The organism is Klebsiella huaxiensis (genome assembly GCF_003261575.2).
GTDB classification, from domain to species: Bacteria; Pseudomonadota; Gammaproteobacteria; order Enterobacterales; family Enterobacteriaceae; genus Klebsiella; species Klebsiella huaxiensis.
This window is the reverse complement of the sequence record NZ_CP036175.1, coordinates 675,856-697,052: the sequence shown is the minus strand read 5'-3', so window position 1 is coordinate 697,052 and position 21,197 is coordinate 675,856. Positions and strand designations below refer to the sequence as shown.

Below are 21,197 nucleotides of genomic sequence, written 5' to 3'. Positions count from 1 at the left end.
TCACCAGAAGGTTAACTAAAATCCCTGCTCATTAACCATCCAGCGTCCCTGACGGGCCGCGTTTTTCAGGAAAAATTATGGAGCTGCTCTGCCCAGCCGGTAACCTTCCGGCGCTTAAGGCGGCCATCGAAAACGGCGCCGATGCCGTCTATATCGGGCTGAAAGATGACACCAACGCTCGCCACTTTGCCGGCCTTAATTTCACCGAAAAGAAACTGCAGGAAGCCGTCAGCTTTGTGCACCAGCATCGCCGTAAGCTGCATATTGCCATCAACACCTTTGCTCATCCTGATGGCTATGCCCGCTGGCAGCGTGCGGTCGACATGGCAGCCCAACTCGGGGCCGACGCGCTAATCCTCGCCGATATCGCGATGCTGGAGTACGCCGCCGAGCGCTATCCGCATATTGAGCGACACGTCTCCGTTCAGGCCTCGGCGACCAACGAAGAGGCAGTGAAGTTTTATCATCGCAATTTTGACGTTGCCCGCGTGGTGCTGCCGCGCGTCCTGTCGATTCATCAGGTCAAACAGCTGGCGCGCGCCACGCCGGTACCGCTGGAGGTTTTCGCTTTCGGCAGCCTGTGCATTATGGCGGAAGGCCGCTGCTATCTCTCCTCATACCTGACCGGTGAATCGCCGAATACCGTCGGCGCCTGCTCGCCCGCGCGTTTCGTGCGCTGGCAGCAAACGCCGCAGGGGCTGGAATCACGCCTTAACGAAGTGCTGATAGACCGCTATCAAGATGGTGAAAATGCCGGTTATCCGACGCTGTGCAAAGGCCGTTATCTGGTCGACGGCGAGCGCTATCACGCGCTGGAAGAACCCACCAGCCTGAACACCCTCGAGCTGCTGCCGGAACTAATGGCAGCAAATATCGCCTCAGTGAAAATCGAAGGCCGCCAGCGCAGCCCCGCGTACGTCACCCAGGTGGCAAAAGTCTGGCGTCAAGCGATCGACCGCTGCAAAGCCGATCCACAGAACTTCGTGCCGCAATCGGCGTGGATGGAAACCCTCGGTTCCATGTCCGAAGGGACGCAAACCACCCTTGGCGCTTATCACCGTAAATGGCAGTGAGAACAGCAATGAAATATTCATTAGGGCCAGTGCTCTACTACTGGTCAAAAGAGACGCTGGAAGATTTTTACCAGCAGGCGGCAGGCTCCAGCGCGGATACGATTTATCTCGGTGAAGCGGTATGCAGCAAACGTCGCGCCACCAAGGTCGGTGACTGGATCGAGATGGCGAAAACGCTGGCGGGCAGCGGTAAACAGGTGGTGCTTTCCACCCTCGCGCTGGTGCAGGCCTCCTCTGAACTGGGCGAACTGAAGCGCTATGTCGATAACGGCGAATTTCTGATTGAAGCCAGCGACCTTGGAGTCGTCAACTTGTGCGCAGAGCGTAAGCTGCCGTTCGTCGCCGGACATGCGCTCAACTGCTATAACGCCGTCACCCTGCGTCTGCTGCTCAAGCAAGGAATGGTGCGCTGGTGTATGCCGGTTGAGCTTTCCCGCGACTGGCTGGCGAATCTGTTGACCCAGTGCGACGAGCTGGGCATTCGCAACCAGTTCGAGGTAGAGGTCCTGAGCTACGGCCATCTGCCGCTGGCCTACTCCGCCCGCTGCTTTACCGCCCGCTCGGAAGACCGGCCAAAAGACGAGTGCGAAACCTGCTGCATCAAATACCCCAACGGGCGCGACGTGCTCTCGCAGGAAAATCAACAGGTGTTCGTCCTCAACGGCATTCAGACCATGAGCGGCTACATCTACAATCTCGGAAATGAGCTAAGCACCATGAACGGGCTGGTCGATATGGTTCGCCTGTCGCCGCTGGGCAACGAAACCTTCGCGATGCTGGACGCCTTCCGCGCCAATGAAAACGGCGCAGCGCCACTGCCGTTGACGGCAAATAGCGACTGCAACGGCTACTGGCGACGCCTCGCCGGGCTGGAATTACAGAGCTGATATACCGCTCACTTTGTTAATGGCTATCGCTGCTTTTTAATGCACTATTAAAGTCGCAGCTTTTCTGGCCGGTGCATCACGGATGCGCCAGGCTGGAAGAAGACCTTCAATCTGATGACGATGCTGTTGCAAAGTGAGCCTTTATGACTGACAAATCTATTCCGTTCTCGGTGCTCGATCTGGCGCCGATCCCGCAAGGTTCTTCCGCCAAGGAAGCCTTTTCCCATTCATTAGACCTGGCGCAGCTGGCTGAAAAACGCGGCTATCATCGCTACTGGCTGGCAGAGCACCATAATATGGTCGGTATTGCCAGCGCTGCGACTTCAGTGCTGATTGGCTATCTTGCCGCGAATACCACCACTCTACACTTGGGCTCCGGCGGCGTGATGCTGCCCAACCATTCCCCACTGGTGATTGCCGAGCAGTTCGGTACGCTCAATACGCTTTATCCTGGGCGAATCGATCTTGGCCTTGGCCGCGCGCCGGGCAGCGATCAGCCCACCATGCGCGCTCTTCGTCGCCACATGAGCGGCGATGTCGATAACTTCCCGCGCGATGTCGCGGAGCTGGTGGATTGGTTTGACGCTCGCGACCCGAACCCGCACGTGCGCCCGGTTCCCGGCTATGGCGAGAAAATCCCGGTCTGGCTGCTCGGCTCCAGCCTGTACAGCGCTCAGTTAGCAGCCCAGCTTGGCCTGCCGTTTGCCTTTGCCTCGCACTTCGCGCCGGATATGCTCTTCCAGGCCCTGCATCTCTATCGCTCTCATTTCAAACCGTCAGAACGGTTAGAGAAGCCGTACGCTATGGTGTGTATTAACATCATTGCCGCCGATAGCGACCGGGATGCGGAGTTCCTGTTTACCTCAATGCAGCAGGCATTCGTTAAACTACGCCGCGGCGAGGCAGGACAGCTGCCGCCACCGGTGCAAAATATGCATCAGTTATGGTCTGCCTCTGAACAGTATGGCGTCCAGCAGGCGCTGAGCATGTCGCTGGTGGGTGATAAAGCCAAAATCCGCCACGGGCTGGAATCCATCCTGCGGGAAACCCAGGCTGATGAAATCATGGTCAACGGCCAAATCTTCGATAATCAGGCACGCCTGCATTCATTTGATTTGGCGATGCAGGTGAAAGAAGAGCTTCTCGGATAGTGCGCAATGCGGCATTTTTGCCGCATTTTTTTTACCACAAATGACAAATTGTGACCGCCCTCATTCTTATCACTCCATTTCCCTCTTCTGGTTACGTTGAGCGTAATTACGTTACCCCGAGCGTAATTGTTCTCTAAAAATAGCAATGTTACTTTCTCTCTTGTTTTATTTTCCATAAATGAACGCGTAGAAAGAGAAACGCCATGAGCCAACCAACCGTCAATGCAATAAGGATCGGTGAGTGCTTATTAAAAGCACTATTAATGGAGGTCTGCGCCTGGCCTAAACCAGGCCTGGTGACGCCGCATTCTCAAGGTGCGCATAACGATATGGATATCTGGCTGTTTATTACCAGTACCTCGGCCATTGCCCCCTGTTTTCAGGCTTGCGCGCAGGCCGGAGAATATCATCAGGGCTCACTGGCTGATCTATTTCCCAAAGTACGTCTTATCGGAATTCAATACGAAGCCACGCTGCTGCAATCTACCCGACAGGTAAATACCCAGCGCGGCATTCTCTTTGCCGGGGCTATTCTGGCCGCCGCCGCTGGTTGGCTAAAAGGCCAGAACCAGTCGCTTACTCGCGAGTCATTAAGCCAGTGCGTCGCCGGTCTATGCCTCGATCTCTGCCGCAATGATTTCGCCGCGCTCACCCATCGTTCAGCACAAACCCACGGCGAGAAACTGTACCTGGAGTTTGGTGTGACCGGCGTGCGCGGCGAGGCGGAACAGGGCTTTCCGCTGGTCTGCCATATCGGGCTTCCTGCTCTGCATCAGGCGCTCTCTCTGGGGTTTGGCTGGCGTGAAGCGTTAATCCATACGCTGCTCGCGCTGATGGCACGCTGCGATGATACGACGGTGATTTCACGCGCGGGCCACCACACGTTGGATGAAATGAAACAACGTGCGCAGCGTCTGGTAAATATGGGAGGAATGAGTCATCCCGGTATCGAACATGAGCTTAACGAATTTAATGCATGGTGCCTGGACAAATGGGTCAGCCCAGGAGGGTCAGCAGACTTATTAGCACTGAGCCTGGCCATGTATTTTCTTTGTCATCAATCGTATGAGGATCCTACAAGGGAAGGAATATGAGTATCTATTTATATACATTATTAACTTATGGCATGACGATTGTTATTTCGTTTGCCGTTGTCGGAATAATTGTAGGTGTTAATAGAGTAATGAATAAGCTGAATATCACCGACGACTAACACGCCCCTATTTTGCGTTATCAGGAATATATTTTATGGATATCTTTGTTAAGCTCTTTTCGGGCATCGGAACCTTTTTTATTGAAGACCCCAAAATAGCGATCGCGCGAATATTACTTATTATTCTGGGCTTTGCCCTGGCATGGATGGGTTTTCGCCGTAAGCTTGAACCGCTGATTATGGTGCCAATGGGCTTAGGTATGATTGCCGTCAACGCCGGGGTACTGTTTCTCGCTGACGGGCAAACCGGGACCTTAATTCTCGACCCGATGATCAGCGACCCAACAGATTTAGTGAACCTGATGCAGGTTAACTTCCTGCAGCCGGTGTACAACTTAACCTTCAGCAACGGCCTGATTGCCTGCATCGTTTTCTTTGGCATCGGCGCGATGAGCGACATCAGCTTTATTCTGCTTCGCCCCTGGGCCAGTATCGTTGTGGCGCTGTTCGCCGAAGCGGGTACCTTTGCCGCGCTGCTGCTGGGCATTGAAGTCTTTGGCCTCCCCGCCAATGAAGCGGCCTCTATTGCGACCATCGGCGGTGCCGACGGCCCGATGGTGCTCTTCGCCTCGCTGATTCTGGCACCGAATCTGTTTGTTCCTATCGCCATCATCGCCTACCTGTATCTGAGCCTGACCTATGCCGGTTACCCGTATCTGGTGCGCCTGCTGGTACCGAAAAAGTACCTCGGGATGGAAGTGGATATTGAGTATCCGACGGTGTCGAAAAAGGCGAAGTTCATCTTCACCGTTTGCGCCTGCCTGCTGCTGTGCCTGCTGTTGCCGGTTGCCGCCCCGCTGATCCTTTCGTTCTTCCTTGGGATCGCTATTAAAGAAGCCGAGATCGAACCGTTCCAGAAGCTGCTTGAATCCACCTTGACCTACACCGCAACGCTGTTCCTTGGCCTGCTGCTCGGCACGCTATGCGAAGCGCAAACCATTCTTGACCCGAAAGTCGGCATCATCCTGATCCTCGGTATCGGCGCGCTGGCTATCTCAGCAATTAGCGCCCTGCTTGGCGGCTGGTTTATCTGGCTTATCTCGAAAGGACGCTACAACCCAGCTATCGGTATCGCGGGGGTCTCGTGCCTGCCAACCACTGCCAAAATCGCACAAAAAGAAGTCAGCCATGAAAACCCTTACGCCGTCATTCTGCCGCTGGCGATGGGCGCAGGCGTCAGCGGCCTGATCGTTTCGGCTATCGCTACCGGGGTCTTTATCTCCACGCTATTCCTGTTGAAATAAGGGAGTTAAAAACATGCTTAAAGAGCACAACTGGCATCAACTTAAGGATGATACGGTACAGCGCCTGAATCTTCTGGCTCCGTATTTCCGTGATGGGAAGATCATTGACGCCAAAGATACCGTCGCCGCGCTGGAGGCGGTGATCCGTAGCGCCGATCGCGTCAACATTGAAGGTAACAACCAGAAGCAGGCGGATTTTCTCGCCGAGTGCTTGTGTAAAGTGGATGTGGAAAAGATCTCCGGTCTGCATATGGTGCAGTCATCGGTACCGCTCAGTTCACACCTCGATCTGTTCGAGAAAGGCATCGCTGAAAAGCTCGATTTCGCCTATGCCGGACCGCAGGATGGTCGTCTGGCGCAGCTTATCCAGCAGGGCAAAATCAAGCTCGGGGCGATCCACACCTATCTGGAACTGTTCAGCCGCTATTTTGTCGATCTCACGCCGCGAGTTTCGCTGATCACGGCGTTTGAAGCGGATAAAGACGGCAACCTTTACACCGGCTTCAACACCGAAGATACGCCAGTGATCGCCGAGGCCACCCACTTCCGCCAGGGGATCGTCATCGCCCAGGTAAACAAGATCGTCGATAAAGTACCGCGCGTCGATATTCCCGGCGACTGGGTAAATGCGGTTATTGAAGCGCCGCGCCCGTTCTATGTCGAGCCGCTATTCACCCGCGATCCGGCGCTGATCACTGATACCCACGTACTGATGGCGATGATGGCGCTTAAGGGTATCTATGCCGAATACGGCGTTGAGCGTATTAACCACGGCATCGGTTTCTTCACCTCCGCCATTGAACTGCTTCTGCCAACTTACGGCGAAGAGCTGGGGCTAAAAGGTAAAGTCTGTACTCACATGGTACTGAACCCGCATCCGACGCTGATCCCGGCGATCGAGAGCGGGTGGATCCAGTCCGTGCACTGCTTTGGCGGCGAGCTGGGAATGGAAAAATACGTCGCTGAACGCCCGGATGTGTTTTACATCGGCCAGGATGGCACCCTGCGGTCTAACCGCGCCTTCGCTCAGGCCGCCGGGCACTACGCGCTGGATATGTTTATCGGCGGCACGCTGCAAATCGACAAGTACGGCAACAGCAGCACCGCCACCGCCAGCCGCGTTTCCGGTTTCGGCGGCGCGCCGAATATGGGCTGCGATGCCAAAGGCCGCCGCCACGTCACCCAATCCTGGCTTAAGTGCGGCGAAGAGTTCAAGGCCACCCAGCAGCAGCTGATTGGCGATATGCCGCGCGGCAAGCGCCTGGTGGTGCAGATGCAGGAGACCTTCCGCGAGAAGCGCCAGCCTGCTTTCGTCGACAAACTGGACGCCTGGGAACTGGCGGAAAAAGCCGGTCTCGCCCTACCGCCGGTGATGGTTTACGCCGATGACGTCACCCACGTGCTCACCGAAGAGGGACTTGCCCACCTGCATCGCTGTGAAGGACTGGAACAACGCATGGCAGCGATTCGCGCCGTAGCGGGTTACACCGAAATCGGCCTCGCCGCCGACCCGGCACAAACGCAAGCGCTACGCGAAGCAGGTATTGTGCAAACGCCGGAAGATTTAGGTATCGACAGACGCCGCGCCAACCGCCAGATGCTGGCGGCGAAGAGTATTCGTGATTTGGTCGAGTGGTCCGGCGGACTGTACAACCCACCGGCTCGATTCCGTAACTGGTAAGGGAATAGCAAATGGCTCTACATCAAATATCACAGCATTTCAGCGGCAAAAGCGACCGTCCGTCCCTGCCGCAAACCGTGCACTGCGGCATCGTGGGCTCCGGCGATCTGGAAGTGTTGCTGGAACCCAAAGCCCTGGCAGGCGGAATCGACATCAGCATTTGTACGCCGGTCACCGGGTTCGATGCTATCTGGGAAATCGTCCTCACCCGTTTTCTCGATAACGGTCCGTTGGGCGATATGCAGGTCAGCATCAACGATAACAACGCGACGCCTGCGGTCGTGGCGTTACGAATTCAACAAGCATTACAACAGGCCATGCCGGGAGAAAACCATTATGAGTGATCTGCGTTTTCTGGAAGCCAGCGCTCGCGTTCGCGCCGAAGGGCTGGTGGATAAAGGCACATTTACCGAGCTTATCGGCCCGGCGGCAAAGCAGGTCAGCCCACATCTGCCGGTGCTGGGCGAAGCCGTGGAGTTCGATGACGGCGTAGTTACCGGTATTGGCCTGCTCGGCCAGCATCCGGCCATCGTTATCTCGCAAGAAGGACGCTTTATTGGCGGCTCCGTCGGTGAAGTCGGCGGCGCGAAGATGGTCGGCGCACTGATGCTGGCCGACGAACTGGCGGCGCAGACCCGCGACCCGGCACGTCGCCCCGTCGTGCTTATCTCCTTTGAAACTGGCGGCGTGCGCCTGCATGAAGCCAACGCCGGTTTGCTCGCCCATGCCGAATGTATGGATATGCTGCAAACCCTGCGCGGTCGCGTACCGGTAGTGGCGCTGATCGGCAGCAAGATCGGCTGCTTCGGCGGTATGGGCTTTGTCGCCGCCGCGACGGACCTGATCGTCATGAGCGAATCAGGCCGCCTCGGGCTGACCGGGCCGGAAGTTATCGAGCAGGAGATGGGTCGCAGCGAGTTCGACGCCTCTGACCGCGCACTGGTGTTCCGCACTACCGGCGGCAAGCATAAATACATCGTCGGCGACTGCAATTACCTGATTGCCGACTCGCTGGATGCCTTCCACCAGCAGGCTGCGCAAATTGCCGATTTATCCTGGCCCGATATTGAAGCAATGCGCCGAATTGGCAGCGAGGTAAAAGTCCGCGCACAGATGGCGCTGACGCAGAAAATCAACGAGCTTGCGCCGACCGATGCGCGCGATGTGTGGGCGGCAGCGGGAAATCCTGCCCCGCAATCACTGGTTGATATGAGCCTGGAAACCTTCCTGAGCAATGTCCAACGCCTGTCCGTGGAGGAAGCATGATGGAAAATTTACTCGGTCAGGGGCGCGCGGCCATCGACCTGATTGTCGATGAAGGCAGTTTTGCCGAAAACGCGCTGGCGGAACTCAACCTGCCCTGCGACGACTACGGCCCCGGTGCCGTTGTCGGCAGCGCACGCATCAACGGTGAAATCTGCACGGTGATCGCCAACGACGCCATGACCTTCAATCCGCGCTTCCCGGTCGTTTATGCGGGGATCATCGGTCTGGAAGAGGGCTACAAAATGGCGCTGGCGGTCTACCGCACGCTGGCGATGGATAAAGACAAGCCCGCAGGCGAAAAACGCCCGCTGGTGCTGATTGTCGATACTCCGGGGAACGGGCCAGGCAAACTGGAAGAGATTATCGGCATGAATAAAGCGACCGGCGCGTATCAGCTGGCACTAGCCGAAGCGCGCCATGCCGGGCACCCGATTATCGCTATGGTAATTGGTCGCGCCATTAGCGGCGCGTTTCTGTGCCACGGCCTGCAGGCCGACCATATCCTGAGCCTGACCTCAGAATTCGGCACCATGATTCACGTCATGCCACTAAGCAGCATCGCCCGTATTACGCGTCAGGATGTGGAACGTCTGAGCGAACTCTCCCGCAGCAACCCGGTCTTTGCGGCAGGTCCTGAGTTCTTCTGGCAACTAGGTGGCGTGGAGGAGTTAATCAAAACCATCCCGGAGATGAGAGAGGCAATTGTTCGGCATATTGGCGATGTGCGCCGGCAAAAACAGGACGTGAGTATTCAGGCCACCGGTCCGCAGGGCCGCGGGCTCTCCGGCGAAGAGCGCGGCGGCAGAAAAATGCGTGGCGTCATTCTGGCGCAGATGCACGATGAATATCAGCAAGTGGCGGCGCGTTATCTGCCCGACTGATGCAGGGGGAAAAGTAATATGAACGATCCCATCACCACGCTCGAATGGCTGACCCAGGCGCAGCCCGGTATTCCTTCATTTGAAGAGATGCCGCGCCGGACGCTGAACGACAAAGGCATTGCCGGCCCGACGGCGGCGCACGTTATTGAAGAGATCCATACGCCGCTCAACCTGGCGCTGGTCACCTTCACTACCGGCAGCAGCGCGTTTCAGAATATCGTCGGTGTTACGCACAGCGAGCTAACGCTGCGCGCCGCCGCCGGAAAACGGGCGCTGGCTGAATGCGGCGTTACCGCAGGGCAGAACGTGCTGGTGACCTATGCGCCGCTGGTTAACGTGTTTACTCGCCAGGCGCTGGACGAGAACGGCCTTCACTGGTCGTTTTTATCCCGCTCCTGCCGGGATGCGCTGCTTATCGCCCTGTGCCAGCAGTCGCCGGACGTGGTGGTGGGAGAGTCCTCATTTTTACGCGCTACCCTGGAGCAGGCACTGAAGATGGATCTGGCGGACAGGTTGCCGAAAAAGTTGACCTTGATAACCGCAGGAACGCCGTTGGATGAAGAACTGGTTCCGCTGGCGGCTTCGCTGGGCTATGCGCTGCATGACATTTATGGCTGTCAGGAGTTCGGCTGGCTGGTGCTTGATGGCGTCCCGCTACGCGATGATATTTCGCTGGTCCACGCTCCGCAGGGTGGCGACTGGCGGGAGGCCGTGGTGGGCGGTTTGCCGACTGGCGACAGTTTTCCCCTCGCTGCAAGCGGGCATCTTTGCAATCCGCAGGGGAAAATCCAGACCTGGAAGCGCCAGCGCACCACGCCGGAGTACGACATGGTGGTGATGGCAACCACTGCGCAAAGTCGGGAGATAGTTGAACGCACAGCGCGGACAATCTTGCGCATCAAGGGGCGAATTTGTCACGTCTCGACGCAGTTGAAAACCGAAGCTGGCGCAACGCATATCCGGCTCTGGCCAAAAATGATCCCCGGCGAATGTACTGCAGGAGTCTCGCCTGTCGATATTATCGGCCCGCAGGCAACGGCCCAGTTCGACGCTCTGCTACAGGCACAACGGGATTTGCAGCAGCAGGCGAAAAACGATCCGGCGTGGTGTAAAGCACGATGATGCCCCTGCAACGGCATACCCTGTGCTGGCTGGAATCTTCGGCGCTGGATGCTATTGCGGCACGGCTCGAGAGTACATTCAGCAAGCTTCCAGCCGAGCTTCGGCGACAAGTTCGGGAATGTCTGTTGAGCGGGTCGCTGCCGGGGATTGTGCGTCGTGGCGAACGGCATGAAGGGCTGACTCCACTGGGTTTTTGTTTCCCTCTGCGCTGGCAAGAGCGGCGTTTACGTCTGGCTACAGAGGTGGCGTCATCGGCAATAACGCGTACCTCAACACCAGAGCAAACGGCCTCGCTTTCGGTTGCCGGACGCACTGATGCGATACGTGCATTTAATGTGTTAGCTCAGGGGTGGTGCTGGCCGGAAATTCAGCTCGGGGTATGGGGGTCGGTGGCACTGGAAATCGTTACTCCATGGCAATGGACTGATGCTCATTCCGATCTGGATATTCGTCTTGTTCCCAGCTCATTGATGGGCCTTAACGAATGCTGGGCCAGCATATGCAATATAGAACGGCAATTTCAGTTACGTATCGATGGCGAGATGTGTTTATCCGATGGATACGCCATCAATATCAAAGAATGGTTCAGTGGAAGCTCAACTCTGCTGGCTAAAAGTGAGAATGATGTTCAATTAATATCGCGACAGCAGATCGCGGCAGCAATGAGAACATTTTTCCGTTAAATATATCAAAGGAAATTAATATGTCAGAAGTTAAATCAAAAGTTCCGGGCGTGGTTGATGAAGTGAAAGCGGCTGCAGGGGATAAAATCGAAAAAGGCCAGGTGGTTATTGTGCTGGAAGCCATGAAAATGAAGATGCCTGTTGCTTCACCAGAGAGCGGAATATTAAAAACGCTCGCGGTTAATGTGGGCGACCGCATCAACCCAGGCATGGTATTATTTGAAATCGTTGCAGAGTAAAGTGAGTTAGTACGCATTTAATTAAAAAACAATGCGACATTCTATTGTGAGATTATTTCTATGTTAATGTCATATCAGTAAGCGCTTCGCTTGCTGATATGATAAATCATAGTGACTGAGAAAAACTGTGTTCTTATGAATGTCTGCAAATAAAAATCGCTATACTAAAAGCCGCTGATTTATTTTCTTATCATTTCCCCAATGCGGGTATCATCAAACCGTTTTGTGTTATTCGCTTTTAGTATGGATAGACAAAGAGAAACATCATGATTATTTACGGATTGATGTTAATGGGATTGTGCATGTTCGCCGGATTAATCATCGGCGATCTTCTGGGTCTGCTGCTGGGTATTTCGGCCAATATCGGCGGTATTGGCTTTGCCATGTTATTTCTGGTAGTCGCTTCGCAAAAGCTGACGGAAAAAGGATTACTATCGAAACCGGCTGAACAAGGAGTCGGTTTCTGGAATGCAATGTATATTCCGATAGTCGTCGCTATGTCCGCAAACCAAAATGTTATTGCCGCGCTCAAAGGCGGTCCGGTTGCGCTCATTGCAGGCCTGGGTGCCGTTTTCATCGGCTTCCTGCTGATTAAACCGTTAAGCAAAATCGGCGGTCGTGGTGTTCAGGGAAGTTCCGCCGTTAGCGAGGAATGCAAATAATGGAGCAGCTTACAAAGATTCTTACCGGTAACTTCACCAGCAACGGCTTGATTACCGCCTTTGTCGTGGTGGGGATCGTGTGCTGGGCAGCAAGCTGGATCTCTACGCATCTGCTTCGCGGCAAGATTCATAGTTCGGCTATCGCGATCGTCGCCGGGCTACTGCTGGCATGGCTTGGCGGGGAACTGACCGGCGGTAAAAAGGGCATTGCCGACATCAGCCTCTTCAGCGGTATTGCACTGATGGGCGGCGGCATGTTCCGCGATTTCGCCATCATCTCTACCGCCTTCGGCGTAAAGCTTGAAGAGCTGAAAAAAGCCGGGATTGCAGGCGCGCTGGCATTGGTTATCTCAACCGTGCTCTCTTTTTACCTTGGCGCAATTGTCGCATGGGCTTTTGGCTATACAGATGCGATCAGTATGGCGACCATCGGTGCTGGGGCCGTGACCTTTATCGTTGGCCCGGTGACTGGCGCAGCGCTCGGCGCGAGCTCCGATGTTATTGCACTTAGCATCGCCGCGGGTGTCATTAAATCCATTGCTGTCATGATATTAACGCCGCTGGTAGCGAAAGCCGCAGGTTTAAATTCACCAGCCGCTGCCATTGTTTACGGCGGATTAATGGGTTCCACCAGTGGCGTTGCCGCAGGTCTGGCCGCGACCGACCCCAAACTGGTTCCCTATGGCGCGATGACGGCGACGTTTTATACCGGGCTCGGATGTCTACTGGCGCCATCAGCGCTCTATCTCTCTTTAACCCCCTTCTTTTAATAACACACGCCTGCTGCCATCGCGGCAGGCACAAGGGATATCTATGTATTCATTTCAGCGAATGAAGCCTGGACAAATTGCGCTTCTGGCCTCACTTTGCACGCAAGAAGATGAAGAGAATTTTCGTCAGAAACTGACGACCGATAAGCCTGAGCATAAGGTCGGTTTTGCTTTTATGGCGGGAGCATCAGATGAGATAAAAGCTAAGCTACAGCGCTGCGTCATTGGCTGCGCCTTTAAGCACCAGATTATTACCCGGCAGGAGACCGCCATCTTTACACTATGCCAGGCCAGCCATCAGGCGCTTAGCCATGCCTTAGCCAACAACATTAATGGCGATCGTATCAGAATCAAAATCGCCTTGGTGAGTAATCCGCGATGGCTTGCCGTCTCTATTTACGGCGAAACGGTGGTATATCAACGGCTAAGCCAGGAGCTCATGGGGTTTTCTCTGTGTCGTTTTTCTCCATCATAAGCTGCCTTGCATACATGCGGCACTCGGCTAACAAAGACAGCAAGCCAGGGTGATTTTCCTGGCTACGAGGGAAGACCAGCGAGATTTCCTGCTCCATCCGATAGGGTTCCTGCAACGGCAGCAGGCGAATTCCGCTTCTGAACAACCCGCTCATCCGCCCGGGGATCAAGGTATAACCCACTCCGGCATTAACCATACTCATCAATGAAAATACATCATGAACCCGAACGGTAATATCAGGGGTAAATCCGGCAATCTGAAACGCTTCCTGAAAACCTCGCCAGGTGGCAAAACCTTCGCTTAAGGCAATAAATTTTTTATTTTGTAGATGCCGTAAATCAACAGGTGTAGATAAACTGTCAGCATCCGTAACCGGTACCGCAAGGAAAATTGAATCAGAGAATATTGTCCATGTTTCGAATAGCTGAACGTTGTAATCATCGGGCGTCGAAATCAGGACTGCATCAATCTTCCCTTCGTTAAGGGCTTCTAGTAATTTCTTATTAGAGTTCATGATGAATTCAATCGTAAGATCCGGACAACGTTTTTTTAGCCCCTGGACAATTTGTGGCGCAGTCTTTAATACAAGTGAATATAGTAATCCCAATCGTAGAACCTGAGTGTGATATCCAGAGGCTTCGCGAGTAAGATAAATACATCGCTCCATCGAGTTAATCACTTCCCGAGCTTGTTTCTGCATAACCCATGCACCAGGCAAAGGATGAAGGTTCCGACCATTATGGGTAAACAAAGGGCAGCGTAAATTATCCTCCAGTGAATGAAGAGCACGATGGACACTAACGGATGAAATGTTCATCAGCTCTGCTGTTTTCGATATATTCATCGATTCCATATAGCTAAGGAAGATCTCGAGTTTCCGCAGAGTAATATCATTATTCAGCATATAAATATTCCCTTATTCAAGACAATATTTATAGTAAGAGAAATTAAGAGAATATTTTTTGAGCCAGATCGTTAAATCTGGCTCGGCTATAAATTCAATTATTGATAAGTCGGTAATACATTAAAACTCGACAGGAAATGCACTATGACGTTACCCAAACCGAACAGTAAAACCAGCGCAATCATCGGCTTTCCACCCCAAACGCGAAACAACGGGCTACCAAAACGTTTACGCGATGCACGAGCTAACAGCGCCGGTACAATTGCCGCCCAGATTGTGGCTGCCAGACCCGCATATCCGATGGCATACAGAAAACCATTCGGCCACAGCAGGCCACCAATCATCGGCGGCATAAAAGTGAGAATCGCGGTTTTAAAGCGCCCTAACGCGGAATCATCAAAACCGAACAAATCTGCCAGATAATCAAACAGGCCGAGAGTGACGCCAAGGAATGAACTGGCAACCGCAAAGTTTGAGAAGATAACTAACAGCAGATCCAGACTACGGCTATTCAATACACCGCTCAGCGCCTGAACCAGCACATCAATATTGCCACCCTTCTGTGCAATACCGATAAATTCCGGACGTGGAATGTTACCCATCGTCACCAGCAGCCAAACGACATACAGCCCCAGCGCCAGCAGCGTGCCGTAAACCAAGCACTTAACGATAGTGCGTGGATCCTTGCCGTAATACTTCATCAGGCTCGGCACGTTGCCGTGATAGCCAAAAGATGCCAGGCAGAAAGGCAGCGTCATCAGCAAGTACGGCATATACGAAGCATTTTGTTCGGCGACGTTAAACAATGTTGTCGGCTGAACGTGGCCCAGCAGGCTACCGAAGGTCAGAAAGAAGGTAATGACCTTCGCACCCAAAACAATGGCCGTCATTCGACTCACCGCTTTAGTACTCAACCAGACGATAAACGCAACCAGCAGCGCAAAACCAAAGCCTGCGGCTCGAGCCGGAACGTTCAACGACATTTCCGCAAAAGTATGATGCAGGATCGAGCCGCTGGCGGAGATGTAGGCGTAGGTCAGGATATAAAGTACAAAAGCAATAGATACGCCATTGATTAGATTCCAGCCTCTGCCAAGCAGATCTTTAGTAATAGTGTCGAAGCTGGAACCAATCCGATAATTCAGGTTTGCTTCAAGGATCATCAATCCGGAATGCAGCATGCAAAACCAGGTAAAAACCAGTGCTGCCAGCGACCAGAAAAACCACGCACCGGACATGACCACCGGCAGCGAGAACATACCCGCGCCAATAATTGTCCCGCCGATAATCACCACGCCGCCAAACAAGGACGGTCGGGTTGCCGTAGTGGTAAGTGTCGCCATTTGCCGAAATCTCCAGTCGAAAATACTTTATCTCATTATGAATGTGACGCACTGTACCAGTACACGAGTACAAAAGAAATAAAAAAAGCCCCAATCATAAAGATCGGGGCTGTATCATTTACTTTACGTTAGCGGATAATGCTAATTACGCATCGCCACCGAAACGACGACGGCCTGCGGAGTCATCACGACGCGGAGCAGCACCGGCATCATCGCGGCGCGGTGCGCGGTTACCACCGTCACGACGCTCGCCGCTGAAACGACGACCATCACCACGACCACCTTCACGGCGTTCGCCGCCAAACCCACGGCTTTCACGACGCTCACCGCCACCGAAACCACGACCGCCTTCACGACGCTCGCCGCCGCCGCGACGTTCGCCGCTGCGCTCAGGACGCGGCTGAGCATCACCCAGCAGCTGCATGTTCATCGGTTTGTTCAGAATGCGAGTACGAGTAAAGTGCTGCAGTACTTCACCCGGCATGCCTTTCGGCAGCTCGATGGTGGAGTGAGAAGCAAACAGCTTAATGTTACCGATGTAACGGCTGCTGATATCGCCTTCGTTAGCAATCGCGCCAACGATATGACGAACTTCAACGCCATCATCACGGCCCACTTCAATACGGTACAGTTCCATATCGCCAACGTCACGACGCTCACGCTTAGGACGATCTTCGCCACTGCGTTCAGGGCGATCACCGCGCGGGCCACGATCGTTGCGGTCGCCACGACGCTCGAAACGATCGTCACGGTCACGGAACTCACGCTTCGGACGCATCGGCGCATCCGGAGGCAGGATCAGCGGACGTTCACCCTGAGCCATTTTCAGCAGCGCTGCGGCCAGAGTTTCAACATCCAGCTCTTCGCCTTCAGCAGATGGCTGGATTTTCGCCAGCAGTGCGCGGTACTGATCCAAATCGCTGCTTTCCAGCTGCTGCTGAACTTTCGCGGCAAATTTTTCCAGGCGACGTTTGCCCAGCAGCTCTGCGTTCGGCAGTTCGACTTCTGGAATAGTCAGCTTCATTGTGCGTTCAATGTTACGCAGCAGACGACGCTCGCGGTTCTCAACGAACAGCAGAGCACGACCCGCGCGACCCGCGCGGCCGGTACGACCAATACGGTGAACGTAAGATTCTGAATCCATAGGGATATCGTAGTTAACAACCAGGCTGATACGCTCAACGTCCAGACCACGTGCTGCCACGTCGGTTGCAATCAGAATATCCAGACGGCCATCTTTCAGACGTTCCAGAGTCTGCTCGCGCAGGGACTGGTTCATGTCACCGTTCAGCGCTGCGCTGTTATAACCGCTACGCTCCAGCGCTTCGGCCACTTCCAGGGTCGCGTTTTTGGTACGCACGAAAATAATCGCCGCATCAAAATCTTCCGCTTCCAGGAAACGCACCAGCGCTTCGTTTTTACGCATACCGTAAGCAGTCCAGTAGCTCTGGCTGATGTCCGGGCGAGTAGTGACGCTGGACTGGATGCGAACTTCCTGCGGCTCTTTCATAAAGCGGCGGGTAATACGACGAATCGCTTCCGGCATGGTGGCGGAGAACAGAGCGGTCTGATGACCTTCCGGGATCTGCGCCATAATCGTTTCTACGTCTTCGATAAAGCCCATGCGCAGCATTTCGTCAGCTTCATCCAGTACCAGACCGCTCAGTTTAGAGAGATCCAGCGTACCGCGTTTCAGGTGATCCAGTAGACGACCTGGGGTACCGACAACGATTTGTGGCCCCTGACGCAGTGCGCGTAGCTGCACGTCATAACGCTGGCCGCCGTAAAGGGCAACCACGTTTACGCCGCGCATATGTTTAGAAAAATCCGTCATTGCTTCGGCTACCTGTACCGCCAGTTCGCGGGTCGGTGCCAGCACCAGAATCTGTGGCGCTTTCAGCTCAGGATCAAGGTTGTTCAGCAGCGGTAAAGAAAACGCTGCGGTTTTACCGCTACCCGTCTGGGCCATACCCAGAACGTCACGGCCGCCCAGAAGATGCGGAATGCACTCAGCCTGGATCGGAGATGGTTTTTCGTAACCCAGATTGTTAAGCGCTTCAAGGATGGGAGCCTTCAGGCCCAGATCTGCAAAAGTGGTTTCGAATTCAGCCATGTAGTACGTGTGCCTCAAAATTAATGGCGGCCAGTCTACATAACTCATCGTGAAAATTTACGGTAATTTTCATTGAAAAGTGTGAACCGGCTCAAAGTAGGTGTATTAACGAACAACAACGCCCTCACCCGTTAAGGTGATGGCAATAAAAAAATTGGGCTGATGTGTTCGTCAGCTATTGCTGGTCCGATTCTGCCAGGTCATCTTGCTCCTGGCCCAAGAGCGATAATTCCAACAATGCGTATCGGTGCTCAACGTAGTTATGAACGTTGTTTGCGACCGCCAGTTTGAACAGTGCCGTAGCGCTGTCCTTGTCCCCCAGACTTAGGTAGTACTTACCTAAATAGAAGTTGGTTTCACTGAGATGCTCAGCGAGCGAGGTGTTATCCGTTGCGTCTGCCTTCAGACGGTCCATTAGCTCTTTTTCGCTAATGTCGCCAAGGTAGAACCCGACAATGTTCCATCCCCATTGTTCTTTGTCCGACTTGTCTAAGCGCTGTCTCAGTGCTTCAAGCGCCTGCTTCTCATCGAGCTTACGCTCAGCGAGATAAAGCCACAGGCTTCGGAAAGGATCATTGGGATCGTCTTGATAAAACGCCAGCAGATCATCTTGCGCTAACTTAGCACGACCACCGTAATACAGAGCGATGCCGCGATTTAAGTGCGCGTAGTTGTAAGTTGGATCAAGCTCAAGTACAGAATCAAACGCTTCATAGGCAGCATCAAAATTGCCTGCCTGCGTTAAATAAATGCCTAAGTAATTGAATACTTCAGGCATATCTGGTCGGATTGCCAGCGCTTGTGAAAAATCATTTCGCGCTAATGCCCTCAGACCGAGACTATCATACAACACTCCGCGCTCATATAAAAGCTGTGCGCGTTCGTCATCGGTTAAAGCCCGACTGGCAAGAATTTGTTCCATGCGCGCCAGAATCACTTCTTGCTGCAAAGTCGGTTGCAATGGCACCGCGAGGACTGCGTCCTTACGCCAGGCAGAATTGCTGCATCCTGCCAGCGTGAGAGCTGTCGCCACGAAACACCAGCGCAAAAAAGGCTTCATTTCCCACTCCCGAAGACAACGATTGGATGAACGTCCAGTTCCCCGGCTGCAAACAAGGCGTCCTGCCCGTAATACGCCCTCCGCAATGCGGAGGGCAAACGGCAACCTTACTCGCCCTGTTCAGCGGCCGGAGCTTCCGGCGCGTTCGCAGGCTGAGTTTGTTCAGTTGCTTCTTTAATGCTCAGACGGACACGGCCCTGGCGGTCAACTTCCAGAACTTTAACCGGTACTTCCTGACCCATCTGCAGGTAGTCAGTCACTTTCTCAACGCGCTTATCGGCGATTTGAGAAATATGAACCAGACCTTCTTTACCGCCGCCAATGGCAACAAACGCGCCAAAGTCAACGATACGGGTCACTTTACCATTGTAGATACGGCCAACTTCGATCTCAGCAGTGATCTCTTCGATACGACGGATAGCATACTTCGCTTTCTCACCGTCGGTCGCTGCGATCTTCACAGTACCATCATCTTCGATTTCGATAGTAGTGCCGGTTTCTTCGGTCAGAGCACGAATAACAGAACCGCCCTTACCGATAACGTCTTTGATCTTGTCCGGGCTGATCTTAATGGTATGGATACGCGGAGCGAACTGAGAGATGTCGCCGCGCGGCGCGTTGATCGCCTGTTCCATCACGCCCAGGATGTGCAGACGCGCACCTTTAGCCTGGTTCAGAGCAACCTGCATGATCTCTTTGGTGATACCTTCAATTTTGATATCCATCTGCAGCGCAGAGATACCATCGCGGGTACCCGCCACTTTGAAGTCCATATCGCCCAGGTGATCTTCATCGCCAAGGATGTCAGACAGAACAACAAAGTTCTCGCCTTCTTTCACCAGACCCATTGCGATACCCGCAACGGCGGCTTTAATCGGCACACCTGCGTCCATCAGCGCCAGAGAAGCACCACACACGGAAGCCATGGAAGAAGAACCATTGGATTCGGTGATTTCAGACACAACACGTACGGTGTACGGGAATTTGTCCAGATCCGGCATCACTGCCAGCACACCGCGTTTCGCCAGACGACCATGACCGATTTCACGACGCTTCGGAGAACCAACCATGCCAGTCTCGCCTACGCAGTACGGAGGGAAGTTGTAGTGGAACAGGAAGTTGTCAGTGCGCTCGCCCATCAGCTCGTCGAGGTTCTGTGCATCACGGGTGGTGCCAAGGGTCGCGGTAACCAGCGCCTGAGTTTCGCCACGGGTGAACAGTGCAGAACCGTGAGTACGTGGCAGTACGCCAGTACGAACGTCCAGACCGCGGATCATGTCTTTTTCGCGACCATCAATACGCGGCTCGCCTGCCAGTACGCGGCTACGAACAACGTTTTTCTCGATAGCGTGCAGGATTTCACCCAGTTCGTTAGCGTCCAGGGTTTCATCTTCCGCAACCAGAGTAGCGATGGTTTCAGATTTGATCACGTCAACCTGAGCATAACGCTCTTGTTTGTCAGTGATGCGGTAAGCATCGCTCAGGCGAGCTTCAGCCAGCGCAGCAACCCGCGCATTCAGCGCTTCGTTTACGGCTTCAGGCTGCCAATCCCAGCGTGGTTTACCGGCTTCTTTTACCAGGTCGTTGATCGCCTGGATAACAACCTGCTGCTGATCGTGACCAAACACAACAGCACCCAGCATCTGGTCTTCACTCAGCAGTTCCGCTTCGGATTCAACCATCAGCACAGCACCTTCTGTACCGGCAACAACCAGGTTCAGCTTGCTTTCCTTCAGCTCGTCCTGAGTCGGGTTCAGTACGTATTGGTCATTGAGATAACCAACACGTGCAGCGCCGATAGGGCCGTTGAACGGAATGCCGGACAGGGACAGGGCAGCAGATGCACCAATCATTGCCACGATATCCGGGTTAACCTGCGGGTTAACGGAAACGACAGTTGCAATAACCTGGACTTCGTTAACGAAGCCTTCCGGGAACAGCGGACGAACCGGGCGGTCAATCAGACGCGCGATCAACGTTTCGCCTTCACTCGGACGGCCTTCACGACGGAAGAAGCTACCCGGAATACGACCAGCAGCGTAGGTACGCTCCTGATAGTTAACGGTCAGCGGAAAGAAGTCCTGGCCTGGTTTCGCTTTTTTCTGACCAACAACGGTAACAAATACCGCAGTGTCATCCATGCTTACCATTACGGCGGCAGTTGCCTGACGCGCCATCATGCCAGTTTCCAGCGTTACGGTATGTTGGCCGTACTGGAATTTACGAACGATCGGATTAAGCAAAGTTCTATCCTTTTTATATATCGATGACATCGTATCCACGATACGATATCTAATGACCCGATCCCCTGCATCCTCGCGACTAATGACAACCTTTACCCGCCCCTGCGGATGAAGCCTCTCATTAGCCGCGCGAACCTCTGCACGAAGATCATTAATAGCAACAATACATGAGTTTCCAGTGAATTGC

The 21,197-nt window shown here is 53.9% G+C and carries 21 protein-coding genes; 15 read left to right on the top strand and 6 right to left on the bottom strand.

Translation table 11 applies throughout. The features are described from left to right. The first annotated feature begins 77 nt into the window (after nucleotides 1–77). The 15 genes from ubiU (at nucleotide 78) to DA718_RS03305 (ending at nucleotide 13,347) form a co-directional block, all read left to right on the top strand. A complete protein-coding gene (gene ubiU / locus DA718_RS03375; RefSeq protein WP_049014787.1) occupies nucleotides 78–1,073 on the top strand; it encodes a ubiquinone anaerobic biosynthesis protein UbiU in 996 nt (331 codons plus the stop codon). 8 nt (nucleotides 1,074–1,081) lie between these two features. Further along, nucleotides 1,082–1,960, top strand: a complete 879-nt coding sequence (locus DA718_RS03370; protein ID WP_167492719.1) for a U32 family peptidase — start codon at nucleotides 1,082–1,084, stop codon at nucleotides 1,958–1,960. A gap of 143 nt (nucleotides 1,961–2,103) precedes the next feature. Next, nucleotides 2,104–3,111, top strand: coding sequence for a luciferase-like monooxygenase (locus tag DA718_RS03365; RefSeq protein ID WP_112213585.1), 1,008 nt, complete (start codon nucleotides 2,104–2,106; stop codon nucleotides 3,109–3,111). 203 nt (nucleotides 3,112–3,314) lie between these two features. Continuing rightward, complete coding sequence (locus DA718_RS03360) at nucleotides 3,315–4,205, top strand: triphosphoribosyl-dephospho-CoA synthase (protein ID WP_112213584.1); 891 nt, start codon at nucleotides 3,315–3,317, stop codon at nucleotides 4,203–4,205. A 154-nt stretch (nucleotides 4,206–4,359) separates the two neighbouring features. Then, nucleotides 4,360–5,568: a Na+-transporting malonate decarboxylase, carboxybiotin decarboxylase subunit gene (gene madB, locus DA718_RS03355; protein ID WP_112213583.1), complete on the top strand. Its 1,209-nt coding sequence runs from the start codon at nucleotides 4,360–4,362 to the stop codon at nucleotides 5,566–5,568. A 13-nt stretch (nucleotides 5,569–5,581) separates the two neighbouring features. Continuing rightward, on the top strand, nucleotides 5,582–7,249 hold the full coding sequence (mdcA, locus tag DA718_RS03350) for a malonate decarboxylase subunit alpha (RefSeq protein WP_112213582.1): 1,668 nt from the start codon (nucleotides 5,582–5,584) through the stop codon (nucleotides 7,247–7,249). 11 nt (nucleotides 7,250–7,260) lie between these two features. Beyond that, entirely contained in the window at nucleotides 7,261–7,593 is a 333-nt protein-coding gene (gene mdcC, locus DA718_RS03345) for a malonate decarboxylase acyl carrier protein (RefSeq protein WP_110272885.1), read from the top strand. Next, on the top strand, nucleotides 7,586–8,515 hold the full coding sequence (locus DA718_RS03340) for a biotin-independent malonate decarboxylase subunit beta (protein ID WP_112213581.1): 930 nt from the start codon (nucleotides 7,586–7,588) through the stop codon (nucleotides 8,513–8,515). The genes mdcC and DA718_RS03340 overlap by 8 nt, the downstream gene beginning before the upstream one ends. After that, nucleotides 8,515–9,396: a biotin-independent malonate decarboxylase subunit gamma gene (mdcE, locus tag DA718_RS03335; RefSeq protein ID WP_112213580.1), complete on the top strand. Its 882-nt coding sequence runs from the start codon at nucleotides 8,515–8,517 to the stop codon at nucleotides 9,394–9,396. Before DA718_RS03340 ends, mdcE begins: the two co-directional genes overlap by 1 nt. Before the next feature lie 18 nt (nucleotides 9,397–9,414). After that, entirely contained in the window at nucleotides 9,415–10,518 is a 1,104-nt protein-coding gene (locus DA718_RS03330; protein ID WP_112213579.1) for an acyl carrier protein, read from the top strand. After that, on the top strand, nucleotides 10,515–11,201 hold the full coding sequence (mdcG, locus tag DA718_RS03325; protein WP_112213578.1) for a malonate decarboxylase holo-[acyl-carrier-protein] synthase: 687 nt from the start codon (nucleotides 10,515–10,517) through the stop codon (nucleotides 11,199–11,201). The genes DA718_RS03330 and mdcG overlap by 4 nt, the downstream gene beginning before the upstream one ends. A 20-nt stretch (nucleotides 11,202–11,221) precedes the next feature. Further along, on the top strand, nucleotides 11,222–11,440 hold the full coding sequence (locus DA718_RS03320) for an acyl-CoA carboxylase biotin carboxyl carrier protein subunit (protein ID WP_112213577.1): 219 nt from the start codon (nucleotides 11,222–11,224) through the stop codon (nucleotides 11,438–11,440). Nucleotides 11,441–11,706: 266 nt separating this feature from the next. Beyond that, the gene (madL, locus tag DA718_RS03315) at nucleotides 11,707–12,102 is read left to right on the top strand and encodes a malonate transporter subunit MadL (RefSeq protein WP_112213576.1); all 396 of its coding nucleotides are present in this window, start codon (nucleotides 11,707–11,709) and stop codon (nucleotides 12,100–12,102) included. Continuing rightward, nucleotides 12,102–12,872: a malonate transporter subunit MadM gene (madM, locus tag DA718_RS03310; protein ID WP_112213575.1), complete on the top strand. Its 771-nt coding sequence runs from the start codon at nucleotides 12,102–12,104 to the stop codon at nucleotides 12,870–12,872. Before madL ends, madM begins: the two co-directional genes overlap by 1 nt. A gap of 43 nt (nucleotides 12,873–12,915) precedes the next feature. Next, entirely contained in the window at nucleotides 12,916–13,347 is a 432-nt protein-coding gene (locus tag DA718_RS03305; RefSeq protein ID WP_112213574.1) for a HutP family protein, read from the top strand. On the opposite strand, the gene DA718_RS03300 is transcribed toward DA718_RS03305, so the two are convergent. The 6 genes from DA718_RS03300 to pnp form a co-directional block, all read right to left on the bottom strand. Next, on the bottom strand, nucleotides 13,310–14,251 hold the full coding sequence (locus DA718_RS03300; RefSeq protein ID WP_112213573.1) for a LysR family transcriptional regulator: 942 nt from the start codon (nucleotides 14,249–14,251) through the stop codon (nucleotides 13,310–13,312). The genes DA718_RS03305 and DA718_RS03300 overlap by 38 nt on opposite strands. Before the next feature lie 98 nt (nucleotides 14,252–14,349). Beyond that, nucleotides 14,350–15,594: a tryptophan permease gene (gene mtr, locus DA718_RS03295; protein ID WP_112213572.1), complete on the bottom strand. Its 1,245-nt coding sequence runs from the start codon at nucleotides 15,592–15,594 to the stop codon at nucleotides 14,350–14,352. A gap of 145 nt (nucleotides 15,595–15,739) precedes the next feature. Beyond that, nucleotides 15,740–17,707, bottom strand: coding sequence for a DEAD/DEAH family ATP-dependent RNA helicase (locus tag DA718_RS03290; RefSeq protein ID WP_112213571.1), 1,968 nt, complete (start codon nucleotides 17,705–17,707; stop codon nucleotides 15,740–15,742). Further along, nucleotides 17,700–17,780, bottom strand: a complete 81-nt coding sequence (gene yrbN / locus DA718_RS03285; RefSeq protein ID WP_085903200.1) for a protein YrbN — start codon at nucleotides 17,778–17,780, stop codon at nucleotides 17,700–17,702. The genes DA718_RS03290 and yrbN overlap by 8 nt, the downstream gene beginning before the upstream one ends. Before the next feature lie 102 nt (nucleotides 17,781–17,882). After that, nucleotides 17,883–18,767, bottom strand: a complete 885-nt coding sequence (gene nlpI / locus DA718_RS03280; RefSeq protein WP_110272873.1) for a lipoprotein NlpI — start codon at nucleotides 18,765–18,767, stop codon at nucleotides 17,883–17,885. Between the two features lie 107 nt (nucleotides 18,768–18,874). Beyond that, on the bottom strand, nucleotides 18,875–21,010 hold the full coding sequence (gene pnp / locus DA718_RS03275) for a polyribonucleotide nucleotidyltransferase (protein ID WP_112213570.1): 2,136 nt from the start codon (nucleotides 21,008–21,010) through the stop codon (nucleotides 18,875–18,877). Nucleotides 21,011–21,197 lie beyond the last annotated feature (187 nt).